This is a genomic window from Flavobacterium hydatis (assembly GCF_000737695.1).
GTDB classification, from domain to species: Bacteria; Bacteroidota; Bacteroidia; order Flavobacteriales; family Flavobacteriaceae; genus Flavobacterium; species Flavobacterium hydatis.
In genome coordinates, this window is record NZ_JPRM01000064.1 from 1 (window position 1) to 15782 (window position 15782).

Below are 15782 nucleotides of genomic sequence, written 5' to 3' on the forward strand. Positions count from 1 at the left end.
TAGGATTTACAGTGTAAGTATAAATATTCCCAACATTAGTCCACGTACCTCCAGTATCAGGTGTTCCGCCTAGTTGAGCAAACAATTGAGCTGCTGTAGGAGTTGCTCCCGAACATAAGGTTAAAGTTCCGTTTGTTCCTGCATTCGGTGTTGCTTGTATATTGATAGTCTTGGTTATTCCTGTTAGAACCTGACTACAGATACCATCTGTATTATTTGTTAAAGTTAAGGTTATATTTGAACTCGCTGAAGGAACTGTTACTAATGATGAACCTGTGCTTCCTATTATAACTGTTCCAGAAACTGTTCCTGTATAACTCACATTATCACCAACTGTTCCTGTAATTGTAAAAATTGCATCGGATCCTAAGCAAATAGAATTTGGACCCGTTAATGTTGGAATTGTTGGTAATGAATAAGCTCCTGTAACATTAACCGTTGCAGGAAGAGAATTACAACCTCCGCCAGCTGTATTGGTTACAATTAACTTATATGAACCTGCAGCATTAACAATTGGATTTAACGTTGTTGCTCCGCTAATAATAGAGCCATCAGTTGTAGTCCATTGATAATCGATACCCGTACCAGTTGTTGAGCCTGTACCGTTTAATGTAACTGAAGGACTAGAGCAAGTAATTACCGCTGTCGCAATAGCTTGTGCCACCGGAATGGTACAAGTTGGCGCAGAACTGGTCTGACAACTATGTTTTTCAACTTCAAAACAAGTACCGGGACCACCTATAGGAGTCACAAAAATCTCGACATTATCGGATGGTTGTAATCCAGTTATATCATAAAGTAAGACATTACCAATAGCTCCAATATTTTGTACCGGATTAGTATTTACTTGATACGATACTGTATAATCGGTAGCTCCCAAAACTGCGTCCCATAGAAATGATACCGAATTTTGTGATGATATTCCACATGAAATTTTAGGTTTTATTATTGAATTTACATCAACTTGTATTTGCTTTTTCTTAATAATGTCTGTAGTACCATCACAATCCTTAACAGTGCAGGTTACTTCATAAATACCTGCATTTATAGCTTGTGCATTGGGAATACTTGGATTTTGAGTTGCATTAGAATAACCATTAGGACCTGTCCAGGAATAAGTAGTACCAGTAGGTAAAGTTCCATTTACTTTTAGATTGATAGTGCTATTAGCACAGAAAGAAATTGGTGTATCAACATTAGGATCAAGAACTACACTTGGAGTTACTACTAGGTTTTTGGTTCTTGTAATTAGGCAACCGAAAGAACTAATTTCTAAAGTATAAAGACCTGCATCATGAGGTGTAACAGCAGGGATAGTATATTTATTTGATGTAGAAACCACAGTTCCCAATGGATTTTTCCATTTATAAGTAACTCTGGAATCTGTATCGAGATATTTCGGAAAATTATTTTCTACGGTAAAATCGGCTTGATATCCTTCGCACAATAGGGCAGGCATGGATTCTGTATAAAGTATATCTTCAAAATCATCTACATTAAACAAAAACATTTGTACACCAGAAATAGTACTACCGTATGTAATATTTCTAAAGCCTATTTTTTGGGGTTTCGAGCAATCGCTATTAACGTATATAGCATGTACTTTTCCTGGTTTAGAATATCGAGTATCAGTTCTTCCTGCTTTAAATTGTGATTGAGTTTCGGCAACGGAAGTCCATATTCTTGGGGCAATGAGAGTTCCGTTATTTATAGTAATAGCTGTTTCTTCTCCAGCTATTGGGTTTGCAATATTTTTTTGCTCTACATACATTTTACCTAAAACGGGAGAATCATTATTATTGAGTACTCCTGCATATAAGCCATCTTTACCAATGAATCCATTACCATGTAATCGGTAGTATTTGCCTTTAACCGCTCCTCCAGATTGAAATTCAATATTATAAATGTATAAACCTGTCGTTTGTATTTTATAAATAATTCTGTCGGCATTAAGTCCTAAGCCATTATACCAACTTCCATCGTTAACTCCTCCATTAGTAATTGCAGGATCTGCAGAAGTAGTATATAATCCATGACCATCTATTCCTGTAGGAAAACAAGGCGTACCAGTTAAAGTTGGTGGCAAACAAGGACCTTGATTTGGTCCGTAATAACCAGCATCATTGTTTTTGAAATTTAGTGTGTTATTAACTGTTCCAGTGGTATAATTTACTATATCAATTTTTCCTGATAAATTATTAAGCTGATGAAACCAACGTTGGGTTATATTTCCTGAAGCATCTAATTTATCCCAGGACCATTCATTTCCTCCAGGCAAATTTTGAGTTTCAATTAAATGTATCCTATTGTCATGTCCCATATCACGCCCTCCATCGGCACCTTGAAAACTAAGCATGTGCACTTTTTTGCCAGGTACTACTTTACAATCTAAAACTCGTTGCTTGTTTATCCACAAATTCGTTTCTTTTTCTTCAACCTTAGGCAGTACTGTACTAAAAATATCTATGAGTAAAGTACGCGATGTTACCAAGGTATGGTCAGCATTCATCCTTCTGTAATATTCGGCATTGAACTTTTTGAATACATCAGAATCTTCAATATACATTTTATAAAAAGCGGCTGAACTTGTACCATAGCGTTCCCAATGTGCTCCAATACCTTGGTCACTTGACCAAAAATCGGTAGTAGTAAGTTGAGAGTGGTTCTGAAAATCATAATCCCAATCAAAGGCATATCCGTCTTCATGCCCCCAATGCTTATTTAGATAAGCTGTTCCTGCAGGAAAGTAATTAGGGTATGCAGCAGCAAATTTATCCATAACAATCTGGGCAACAGATTCTGCCATACCTTCTTCAAAACCACTTAATGTATTTTGATAATGCCAAAGATTATCCGATGATAAACATACATTATCACGCCAGGCATGCAAAAGTTCATGTACCATTAAGCGTGGTTGAGTCATCTTACCAAAAGCATCAGCAGTATATTGAGTCGAAATCCAGTTGGGACCATTATAAAATGTATTACTCCCAGTAGCATTACCATCATTGATAACATTTACGGTGTAAGAATGAGAAGAGGGACCATATATTTGTGCTATAATCGGAATAACTTTATTATAAAAGTCCATCATATTGGTAGCTTGCCAAGTAGCAAATCCGCCTAATCCATTAATACCAAATTGTGTCTCGATAGCAACATTTACGGTGTTGCCCGCAGTACCCAAATTTTGCCATGTAAAATTTAGCGGACCAATCACTGTATCTGTACCACCATTTAATAAGTGAAAGTAAAAATTTTGTCCCTGTGCGAATGTAGTTCCTAAGGCGAGAGCTGTTAAACGCAATTCTTCATAGCTATACCCTTGAGTCGTCTTATCTGTAGTATTTAAACCTTGAGGCCAACGAATATTTTGCGAATTTGGACCATTAGGAACAGAACCTGTTCCGATAGAGAAGCTTGTAAAACCTCCAGATTGCCAGTTTACAAAAGCACTATGTATACTTTCTACATTAGCTGTTATTCCTGTGGCTGCTATAGCTTTTAATTTGCTTTGTAGCTTTGATTTAATAGGTACTGGAACAGGAATACTTGCGGGCTTACAACCCATTGGTATAGTACTTGGCTGTTCTATTTGAGCGGTTAGAGTAAAGGAAAAAAAAGCAAACAAGGATAGGATGTATAATTTTTTCATTGCATAAAATTGTAGGTTTATCCACGATGTCATGTTTTATCGAAGCAGTACAAAATTAGGTTTGTTATGAAAATAAAATTGGTGTATATTATTTAATATTGATATTAAATTAACATAAAAAATATGTTTATGATGATATTTTTAGTTATTAATTAGTATTAATTATGGTTTTTGACCAAATGAAAAAGCAGAGTTTACTTGTGGATATAGGAGATTATCCGCTATAAACGGATTTAAATTCTGAACTAAATAAAAAATTAAATAATGATCGGAATCTAAAAGTCCATTTCAGAAAAGGAATGCAAAAAAATTAAATGATACTGTTTCTTTTTCAACTCGAATGTGGTCAACTCAAGAACTTTTATATATTTGTTGCACCTTATAAATCAGTTTTTTATTAGGAATAAATGATGATTATTATCTATAAATTATAACGCATATTACTATGAATTTGAACACCAAATACGGGAAGAAAGGATTCCTGAAGCTATAAAAAATGGTTTTATATTGAATGACCTGAACTAAGAGAATTACTTTATTTATTATTCATTCCATCGGAAGGAGTCTGAGAAGAATTGAATTTTAAACAATATAAAGTAAGGGATTTTATTTTTAGAAGTTGTTCAAAATAAGACATTTTTATTTTGTGGATATTTAACTTAATTTATTAAAATGAGAACAATTTCTAAATTACTAGTTGCAAATAGAGGAGAGATTGCACTACGTATTTTTCGCGCTGCCGCGGAATTAAAAATAAAAACTGTAGCTATTTATACCTATGAAGATAGGTATTCCCTACACCGCTACAAAGCCGATGAGGCGTATCAGATAGGCAAAGATACAGATCCCTTAAAGCCTTATCTCGATATTGATGAAATCATTAAAGTTGCCAAAGCCGAAGGAGTAGATGCCATTCATCCAGGTTATGGTTTTTTATCCGAAAATGTACTATTTGCGGTAAAATGTGCTCAGAATGGGATTTTATGGATTGGACCAGATCCTAAAGTTATGGAGCAATTAGGCGATAAAGTTGCTGCCAAAAAAATTGCACTTGCAGCCAATGTTCCTTTAATTGAAGATAGTAAAATAAACCTTACTTCGTTTGATATTGCTCAAGAAGAGGCAAATCGTATCGGATATCCATTGATGCTAAAAGCAGCAGCTGGTGGAGGTGGGCGTGGTATGCGTGTAGTAAGACAACACTACGAATTAAAAGCTTTGTTTAATGAAGCAAAAAGAGAAGCAAAAACAGCTTTTGGTGATGATACTCTGTTTCTTGAAAAATTCATTGAAAATCCAAAACATATTGAAGTTCAGTTATTAGGTGATAATTACGGAAACATTGTTCATTTATTCGAACGTGATTGCAGTGTTCAGAGAAGATTTCAAAAAGTAGTTGAAATTGCCCCTGCGCCAAATTTAAAACAAGAAACAAAAGATAAATTATACGAGTATGCACTTAGTATTGCAACTAAGGTAAATTACAATAATGCAGGAACAGTTGAATTTTTGGTTGATGAGGTTGAAAATATTTATTTTATAGAAGTAAATCCCAGAATTCAAGTAGAGCATACTGTTACAGAAGAGGTTACAGGAATTGATATCGTTAGAAGTCAAATTCTTATTGCTTGTGGTCACAAACTTTCTAGTCCGGGAATTTACATAATGGGGCAGGAAAGTTTAAAATGCAGTGGTTTTGCAATTCAATGCAGGATAACTACAGAAGATCCTGCAAATGATTTCACACCCGATTATGGGACAATTATAGCTTATAGAAATGCTGGAGGTTATGGTATAAGAATAGATGAAGGAAGTTCTTATTCAGGAGTTAAGATTTCGCCTTTCTTTGATTCTATGCTAGTAAAGATTACCGCCAGAGGAAGAACATTAGAAGGAACTAGCCAACGTCTTTTAAGAACATTAAAAGAATTTACTATTGAAGGAGTTAAAACCAATATTCCTTTTTTAGAAAATTTAATTGTCCATCCCGATTTTCAAGCAGGAAATATTACGGTAAACTTTATAGGAGATAATCCTTTGCTGATGAAAATTAAAAGAAAATCCGATAATGTAACCAAAAATCTAGCCTTTATTGGTGATACAATTGTTAATGGGAATACGGATGTAAAATTTATTTTGCCAGAAAAAAAGTTTTTAGTCCCTAAATTACCAATTCCATCAAATGCATTTTATACAGATGGAACCAAGCAATTGTTGGATCAGTTAAAACCCAAAGCATTCACGAAGTGGATTAAAGAGCAAAACCAAATTTTGTATACAGATTGCACTATGCGAGATGCGCATCAATCCTTACTTGCTACCAGAGTTCGTACTATTGATATGATGCCTTTTGCAGAAACATTTACAAAAGACTTTCCACAAATGTTCTCTATGGAAGTTTGGGGTGGCGCAACATTTGATGTTACGATGCGATTTTTAAATGAAAGCCCTTGGGATCGTTTAGAACAAATTAGAAAAGCAATGCCTAATGTATTGTTACAAATGTTGATAAGAGGATCTAATGGTGTAGGTTATACTGCTTATCCAGATAACTTGGTAGAGAAATTCATTGAAGTATCCGCTCAAAAAGGGATAGATGTTTTCAGGATTTTCGATTCACTCAATAGTATCGATAATATGAAGAACAGTATTAATGCTGTTCTTAAAAATACAGATTCCCTTGCCGAGGTATGTATGGGATATTCTGGAGATATCCTAAATCCTGAGCGTCCAAAATTTAATCTTAATTATTATTTAGATCTCGCTAAAAGAATAGAAGATACAGGAGCTCATATTTTGTGTATAAAAGATATGGCTGGTTTATTGAAACCTTATGCCGCCGAAAAATTAATAACCGAATTAAAAAAATCCATTGACATACCAATACATTTACATACCCATGATACTGCCGGAATACAGTCTGCAACTTATCTAAAAGCAGTAGAAGCAGGGGTTGATATTATTGATGTTGCATTATCATCTATGTCTGGACTTACTTCTCAACCCAATTTTAATGTTTTTGCAGAAGCTTTAAAAGGAACTCCTCGTGATTCTGGACTTGATGTTGAAAAACTAAATCAATACAGTAATTATTGGGAAGATATCAGAGCGTATTATTATCCTTTTGAATCTGATTTAAAATCCAGTACTGCCGAAGTATATAAACATGAAATTCCGGGAGGACAATATTCGAATCTTAAACCCCAAGCTTATTCCTTGGGATTAGAGTCTAAAATGACAGATATCAAACAAGCATATCAAGATGCTAATAGTTTGCTTGGTGATATTATTAAAGTAACACCATCCTCTAAAGTAGTAGGGGATTTAGCCATGTTTATGGTAAGTAGTAACCTGAGCAAGCAAGATGTTTTAGATCAAGGAAGCACTTTGTCTTTTCCTAATTCCGTTAAAGGAATGCTTAAAGGAGAGCTAGGACAACCCGATGGCGGCTGGCCAGTAGAGTTTCAACAAATGGTTCTGAAAAAAGAAAAACCATTTCTAGATTTACCTAATGCTCATTTGACTCCTATTGATTTTGACATAGAATTTGAAATTTTCCAACAGAAATTCTCCTCGTCTTGTACGTTGGCTGATTTTTTATCTTACCTATTTTACCCTAAAGTTTTTGAAGATTATTTTAATAAAATCGAAAAATATGGCGACGTGAGTGTTATTCCTTCTACAACGTTTTTCTACGGATTACAGCCTAATGAGGAAGTAATTGTTAATATTTCGGAAGGAAAATCTATCATCGTAAAATTCTTATATAAATCTGAACCTGATTTGCAAGGTATTAGAACTGTTTATTTTAAACTAAATGGGCAAACCAAAGCCATTGAAGTAAAAGATAAATCTGTAAAAACTAATAGCATACAAAACCGAAAAGCATTGACTACCCAAGAAATTGGTGCTCCTTTGCCTGGTTTGCTAAGTAAGATTTGGGTAAAAGAAGGAGAAACAATCAAGCATGACCAACCCTTATTTACTATTGAAGCCATGAAAATGGAAAATACAGTATTAGGAAAGTCAGGGATTATAAATAAGATTCACTTGAAAGAAAATAGTTTGGTAGAGAAAGGAGATTTACTTATTGAATATGCTATTACGTAACACACTAATGTATATTCTTAATTTATCGGGACATATTGTTCCTACCAGAAGGTGAAGAAATAAATAAAAGTGTCAAGTTTCAACTGAAACTTGGCGCTTTATTGTTATTATTAATTGGGTTAAGTTTTTGAGGCAAAAAGGTCATCTTTCCAGTTTTTTGATGGATGATATTGCGCTTTGGTTATCAAAAAGAATTTTATAGTTTTACAAAAAAAAGAGAAATGAAATTAGGAACAATCGACAATGGAACAAGAGACGGGCAATTAGTTGTGGTTAATAAAAACTTAACGAAAGCTGTTAAAGTTCCATCAATTGCTGCGACTATGCAGCAAGCAATGGATAATTGGGAAAAATGTGAAAGTCTTTTGAGAGAGGTTGCTGGAGAATTAGAAGAAGGGAAAATAGACGGAATATTTGATTTTACTAACGCGAAAATAATGGCTCCAATACCTAGAGCGTATCATTGGGCAGACGGAAGTGCTTATGTAACGCATGTAGAGTTGGTTAGGAAAGCTAGGAATGCAGAGTTGCCAGAAACATTTTGGACAGATCCATTAATGTATATGGGGGCTTCGGATGCATTTATCGGGGCTAATGATGATATTAAAGTTGAGAATGAAGATTGGGGAATTGACTTGGAAGCAGAAGTTGCAGTTATAACTGACGATGTACCACCGGGAGTTAGTGCAGAACAAGCAAAAAAACATATTAAATTAATTGGGATTGTTAATGATGTATCATTAAGAAATTTAATCCCAGATGAATTAAAAAAGCAATTTGGTTTTTATCAGTCTAAACCATGGACGAGCTTTTCTCCCGTTGTTGTTACTCCTGATGAATTAGGGAATAATTGGGATGGAGGAAAAGTACATTTGCCTTTACATTCTTCTTTAAATGGTGTAAAAATTGGGTCACCAAATGCAGGGATAGATATGACTTTTGATTTTGGACAATTAATTAGCCATGCTGCTAAAACTCGTTCTCTGATGGCAGGAACCATAATTGGCTCTGGAACCGTTGCAAATAAAGGAGGCGCGGATGGATCAAGTTGTATTGCCGAAATTAGATGTTTGGAAATGATCGAAAAAGGAGAGATAACAACACCTTTCTTAAAATTTGGTGATATAGTAGAGATAGAAATGAATGATAATGAAGGTAAATCTATATTTGGAAAAATAAATCAAAAAATCATCAAGTATAATCCAGTTCAATAGATTTTTTAACGTAGATATATTTTTGTTCAAACTACGTACACAGCATTTACATTATTAAAAAAAGAGTTTTTGAGTTAATCAGAAACTCTTTTTTTTTGATATAAGAAGTTATAGGATGTAGAGTGTAATTGACAAAGATTTAGGCTGTTAGTTTTTATCTATGTCAGCATCGTTTTTTTCAGTTTGAATTTATTAATGTGCCCATATACATTTGTCCTCTAAACAAAAATGTTATATGAAAAAGAAATCAATTCTTTATGTTTTAGTTATGTCATCTATGGCAATAGTAGCACAACAAAAACAGATTACAACCAATACAGGAAGTCCTGTTGGTGATAATCAAAATTCAAAAACAATTGGTCAGAATGGTCAGGTTTTATTAGAGGATATTCATTTAATCGAAAAACTGGCTTCTTTTGACAGGGAGCGAATCCCCGAAAGAGTAGTACATGCGAGAGGTACTGGTGCTTATGGGGAGTTTATTGCATCGGGAAATTTCTCAAGTTTTACCAGAGCTTCTTTATTTGAAAAAGGGAAGAAGACGCCTGTATTTGTACGTTTTTCTACTGTTGTTCACGGCACGGGTTCTCCAGAAACATTGAGAGATCCAAGAGGTTTTGCTACTAAGTTTTATACAGATCAGGGAAATTATGATTTGGTAGGCAATAACTTACCTGTATTTTTTATTCGTGATGCGATTAAATTCCCAGATATGGTGCATGCTTTTAAGCCATCTCCTGTTACTAACAAACAAGATGCAAGCAGAGTTTTTGATTTTTTCAGCAACGTTCCTGAAGGTACACATATGCTTACACGTGTTTACTCGGATTATGGAATTCCAGCTAATTATAGACAAATGGATGGTTCTGGAGTACATGCTTTTAAATGGGTTAATAGTTCGGGAGAGGTTACTTATGTAAAGTATACTTGGAAATCGATGCAGGGAGCAAAAAATCTAACAGCTGCTGAAGCTACTGAAATACAAGGTAAAGATTTTCAACATGCTACAGTAGACTTGTATGAAAACATAAAGACAGGGAAGTATCCATCATGGGAACTTTATGTACAGATGTTAAAACCAAGTGATTTTGATAAACTGGATTTCAACCCGCTAGATCCTACTAAAGTTTGGCCAGAAAGTTTAATTCCCTTGCAGTTGGTTGGTAAAATGACATTAAACAGAATGCCGGATAATTTCTTTCAGGAAGTAGAACAATCTGCATTTTCACCAGGAACATTAGTGCCAGGAATTGAACCATCAGAAGACAAGCTATTACAAGGACGTTTGTTTTCATACTTTGACACGCAACGATACAGAATAGGCACAAACTTTCAACAATTGCCCATAAATGCATCTAAAGTTCCAGTAGTTTCTAATAATCAAGATGGTGCGTTTTCTACAAAAAAAGGAAATGGAGATATTAACTATGAGCCAAGTACTTCTAAAAATGGTTTCACAGATAATGAAAATTTCGAATATTCAAAATCAACCTTTTCGAACGCTGTTACTGTTCAACAAAAAATTAGTAAACCTAACGATTTTAAACAAGCAGGTGAATTTTACCGTTCTCTGAATGAAAAAGAAAAGCAAAACCTAATAAGTAACTTATCTGGTGACTTAAAAGGAGTGGCTAATAAGGATGTGGTTAAGAAAATGGTCGGTTATTTTTATATGGCAGACAATGATTATGGTAAGCGTTTAGCAAAAGAACTGGGTTTATCAAGAGAAGATGTAGAAAAAATGTTTTTAAGATAAACTGCTCAAATCTACATTCAGAAATTTTATCACTATAAAATTAAGGAGTTCATTTTTAAATTAAATGGACTCCTTTTTTATTACTTGATTTATAATCAAGCTAATAGTTTTTATAGTTACACTAATTTATTATACATCAAGAAAATGAAGACAAAACACAATATGTATATTTTGCTTTTAATGCTATTTACAACTTTTGCAATTTCTGCCCAAGCAGATATTTTCTCAGCCGCTCGTACCAATGACATCAGACTACTAAACAAGTTATTGGTTGAAAATAAGGACATTAATAGTGTGGATGAAAGGGGGAGTACCGCATTGATTATTGCTTGTTATAATGACAATCTTGAAATTGCCGAATTATTATTAAAAAGAGGTGGTAATCCTAATATTCAGGATAAAATGGGAAATACTGCACTTATGGGAGTGTGTTTTAAAAGATTGGACAGAATGGTTCAACTATTATTGAGTTATGATACTTCTATTAATCAAAGAAATTATAATGAAGCAACAGCATTAATTTTTGCAGCAACTTTTGGAGCTAATTCAATAATAAAAATTTTATTAGATAAAGGCGCAGATAAAACGTTGCGAGATAGATTTAATAAATCAGCTCTTGATTATGCAACCCTTCAAGAGAATGAAATTGCAGTACAGCTTTTAGAATAAATGAAGAAAAGAATTTATTGTTGGTGTAGAAAATTTATATAGTTTTTAAGCAAAAATTCCTCAAATAGTATCAATCTTCAAATAGCATTTTTTGGATAAGATTTAAGTAAAGTCTTGATATATTAAATGAGGTTGTACGATGTTCTTCAAATTACAATAATCATTCATGTGGACTTTAAATTTATTGTACAAAAAAATAAAGACTACAATTCAATTTGCCTATAAAGCCTCAGTTCCTTTTTTGGAATACTTAAATGCTAAATCTCAATATACATTGTCTTTTTTTTGCTTGTAAAGTTCTAAGTATTTGTTTTATAGGTGTATGAGTACCTATGTGGTATGTGCTTTTTAGGATAAGAGGTACGTTTTACAATAAATTTGCATAAGATTTTTCCCTAGTGTGCTTTTAATCCCAAATCAATTACACACTATAAATTGCTTACTTAACCACAAGAGCTATTGAAAATACTAATTGCATTTTTCCTGTTAAAGAAATTTACAAGTTACAAAATCAAGTCTTGTTTTCTACTAAAGAATTACTGAACTATTAATGCGATTCAATACATAAGATATTCATTTGGATATTGAAATATTGGCTCATAAAAAATCCGCAAAGGATTTATTGATACATAGTTTTTATGTATGAAATGATAAGAGCAATTTCAGTACCAAGTTAAGTCTTATTTATGTAGCTAATAATAGTACTCGTTTATTACGCATGTAACTTTTAAACAACACATATTATTAACATTAAACTCAATTTTAATCCATTTATGAACATTATAACTGCGAGACTATGAAAAAAACTACTTTAATTGAAAAATCTTGTTTGGAAAAGGTTTTTAACCGTAGATCGGTTTTACTGCTATTCCTACTGATTAATTTTGTAATGCAAGCACAGGCAACCTTGCCTGCATTTACGCTCAATGTGACACCTACGGCTGAAAGCTGTAGAAACAATGGTGCATTAACATTTAGTACTTCGGGAACTAATCCCGGTGCTACTGTAACTTATGCCATTTACAAAGCTCCAAATTTTACTACTGCGATTGCTACAACAACGAGCAATTCGCTAACTGGACTAAGCGGAGGAGCTTATCGTGTTAATGCCACTCAGAGTATGGCTGGCCACACTAGTAATTCCCAAATTTGGAACGGTAACATAAATGCAGATGTGAATCCGATAACTTTTAGTGTTACCAAAACAGATGTGACTTGCCCTAATTCTGGCGCAATTAATATCACGATTAATACAGGTACTCCAGCTGCTGTTAATGCGTATTCAATTACAGGTTCTATGAATGTAGGCCCACAATCTGGAGGATCTTTTACAGGACTTAGCGGTGGTTCTTACATAGTATCCGTTAAAGATAATTGTGGTGAAATTGTGACTCAAACAGTAACTCTTACAGTATTTACACCCAATGTTATATTTGAACCAGGGACTAATTATAATACAGAAAGAAGTGTTTGTGGTTTTGGCGATTTTAGACAATTTATAAAAGCAGGAGCAGACAGTAACGTAATGGTTTATCCGCTTCAGTTTGACTATATTGTTCACCCACCAGGTGGAGGAGCAGACATAATAACTTCTAGAACAATTGCAGGAGCTAATCGTTATGGTAGTACTTCTGATGATATAACTACCTCTATTCCTTTTTATAATACACCTTTTGTATTAGATTTAAAAATTACAGATGCTTGTGGAAATGTATTTACTACCACAAGAAATATTAATGATCCGGCACAAGTAACGCCACAAGTTTTACCTGCAGATTGTTCGGGATCTTATCTTTCTCTAGGTACTCAATATATGGCAAGTCCTTTGTCGTACGAAGTTCTATCGGCACCACCAGGATATACTATTGGTGCTCCATCTAACTCTAATCTTATAGGAGGTGTTGGAAACCCTATACCTGATGGTTCTTATGTAGTTCGTGTAACGGATGCCTGCGGTATTGTTATTAATACAAATGTTACTGTATCGACACCAACACCTAGCGTATGGGTATTTCAGGGAATAGGTTGTGGAGCAGGAAATGGTTCGTTTTCGGTATCACAAAATACTTCAACTTATACTTTTACAAGCGCAAAAGTTACAGCAGGTCCTTCTGTTTTTTCAGGCTCTTACCCAGTTAATGTAGCATCTAATATATCTGCAGACGGATATAATGTCGTTTTTTATGATGTTCCAGGAGGTACATATACTGTTGAAACAACTGATAAATGTGGACATGTTATTACTACAAATGTAGATGTTATAGGTTATAATCAAGGAACTGTAGTAGCATCTAAAGTTCAAAAGTGTGGTAGTTTTGATGTTAATTTGAGTGTAACGGGAGATAACCTCGTTGCATCTAATCAGAATATATATTATTGGTTACAAATAAAAGATCCTTCGAGTGATAAATGGGGACATCCTACGGCAGGAGGTTATTCTAGTGATATACCTGACAATACCAATGCTCAATTATTAACCAATGGTCAGCAACAGGGTTCATGGTCGGCACCAGGAAATTACAGAATAGTAAAAACTTTTACAACACTTCATTTGGGACCAGGCGTTGCTAGTTGGGGGTATGGAAGAAATTGTTATGATGTTCTTTCTACTTTTGATTATGCTACAATGGGGCTGAAAGCGAAAGATTTATATTCGTTTAAATGCGCAGATGGGGTACATTATAATGCTTCTATAACTGGTTATGATGGTGTTGAACCTTATGCATATGGTATTACTACCAAAAACGGTAATCCTTTTGTAGTAAATAATGGTAACAGTAGCCTTTTTACCGGTTTAACTAGTGGTATTTATAATTTTACCATTACAGATGCTTGTGGTAATGTTGTTAACTCATTATTAGACATTGAAAAACTTGGCTTACCTAAACTTACAGCTGTTAATATATGCAATGGTTCTACAACAGGTAAACTTTCTGTAGACGGAGTTCCATATCTTAATTTTAGCTGGACAAAAGATGCTGATCCAACTGTATTGAGTACAAGTTCATCTTTGTCTTTTCCAACATTTAATACAGCTACCGATACTGGTACTTATCATGTAAGACTTACTTCATCTCCTCCAGGTTCATGTGTAGATGTTGTATTGGATTATAAAATAACATCAAATTTAGATAACCCAAATTCGGGAGCAAATAGTTCAACTCCAGTTTGCAGATCAGTTACTAACTTAGATTTAAATACATTGCTTCCTGCTACAGCAGATCCTTATGGAACGTGGGTAGAAACAACTAACCCGTCTAGTGGGAATTTAAATGGACATCTTTGGTCACCATCTGTATCTGCCACAGGATCATTTACTTTTACATACACTGTTAACGGTTTATGTTCGGGAACTTCTGTATCTACTTATACTATTGTTAATACAGCTGCTCCAAATGCTCCAACTGCCGATGTAACACAACCTACTTGCGCACTAAGTACAGGTACTATTACTGTTACAGCTCCTGTAGCAGCTTCAGATATTACTTATACGCTTACAGGAACGAATCCTGTAACTGCAGCTGTTGTTAGTACCACTGGTATATTCTCAGGATTAGCTTCAGGGATTTACGATGTTACAGCTTCTGCTGGAGCATGTATATCTGCAGCATCAAGCTTTACTGTAAATGTACAACCTGTAACACCTGCAATTGCATTATTTAGTGCAGTAACTCAACCAACGTGTGCTACTGCAACGGGTAGTTTTACAATTACTAATTATGACGCTACAAAGACATATACTTTTACACCAAATACAGGAGTAAATGTATCGGCAACAGGAGTTGTAACAGCGCCGGAAGGAACTTATACAGCGACAGTTAGAGATGTAACCTCAGGTTGTACATCAGCAGCTTCGGCTAATGCACTAATAAATGCTCAACCTATTACACCAGTTACACCAACATTAAGTTCTGTAACACAACCTACTTGCGGGATAGCAACAGGAAGTTTCACAATTACCAATTATGATGCAACCTATATTTATACAATTATACCAAATACAGGAGTAAATGTATCGGCTACAGGAGTTGTAACAGCACCAGAAGGAAATTATACAGTAACAGCAAAATTAGGTGCTTGTACTTCACCTACGGCTAGTACAATTGTTAATGCACAACCATTAACTCCTGTGCAACCTGCATTGAGTATTGTAATACAACCAACAACTTGCGCAATGTCAAATGGAAGTTTTACAATTACCAATTATGATGCAACTTACACTTATGAAGTTACACCAAATACAGGAGTGAATGTATCGGCTACAGGAGTTGTAACAGCACCAGAAGGAAATTACACAGTAACAGCGACATTAGGAACTTGTACTTCTGTTTCTTCTTTAAATGCAAAAGTTAATGCTGCACCATTGGCACCAGCTACC

5 protein-coding genes and 1 pseudogene are annotated in these 15782 nt (G+C 34.5%); 5 read left to right on the forward strand and 1 reads right to left on the reverse strand.

Annotated elements, in window-relative coordinates; translation table 11 throughout:
- The coding region (locus tag IW20_RS24615) for a DUF4402 domain-containing protein (protein WP_131494840.1) at window positions 1-3655 on the reverse strand (3655 nt) is incomplete at its 3' end.
- Window positions 3656-4327: 672 nt separating this feature from the next.
- Between IW20_RS24615 and IW20_RS24620 the strand changes: the two genes are divergently transcribed.
- The 5 genes and pseudogenes from IW20_RS24620 to IW20_RS24640 all read left to right on the forward strand — a co-directional run.
- The gene (locus IW20_RS24620; protein WP_035628834.1) at window positions 4328-7765 is read left to right on the forward strand and encodes a pyruvate carboxylase; all 3438 of its coding nucleotides are present in this window, start codon (window positions 4328-4330) and stop codon (window positions 7763-7765) included.
- A gap of 221 nt (window positions 7766-7986) precedes the next feature.
- Window positions 7987-8979, forward strand: coding sequence for a fumarylacetoacetate hydrolase family protein (locus tag IW20_RS24625; protein WP_035628840.1), 993 nt, complete (start codon window positions 7987-7989; stop codon window positions 8977-8979).
- 235 nt (window positions 8980-9214) lie between these two features.
- Complete coding sequence (locus tag IW20_RS24630; protein WP_035628836.1) at window positions 9215-10735, forward strand: catalase; 1521 nt, start codon at window positions 9215-9217, stop codon at window positions 10733-10735.
- Window positions 10736-10879: 144 nt separating this feature from the next.
- Window positions 10880-11404 carry an ankyrin repeat domain-containing protein gene (locus tag IW20_RS24635; RefSeq protein WP_051886196.1) on the forward strand — a complete coding sequence of 175 codons (525 nt, stop codon included), beginning with the start codon at window positions 10880-10882 and terminating at the stop codon, window positions 11402-11404.
- Window positions 11405-12200: 796 nt separating this feature from the next.
- Window positions 12201-15782, forward strand: a pseudogene (locus IW20_RS24640) (hypothetical protein); the annotation flags it as partial.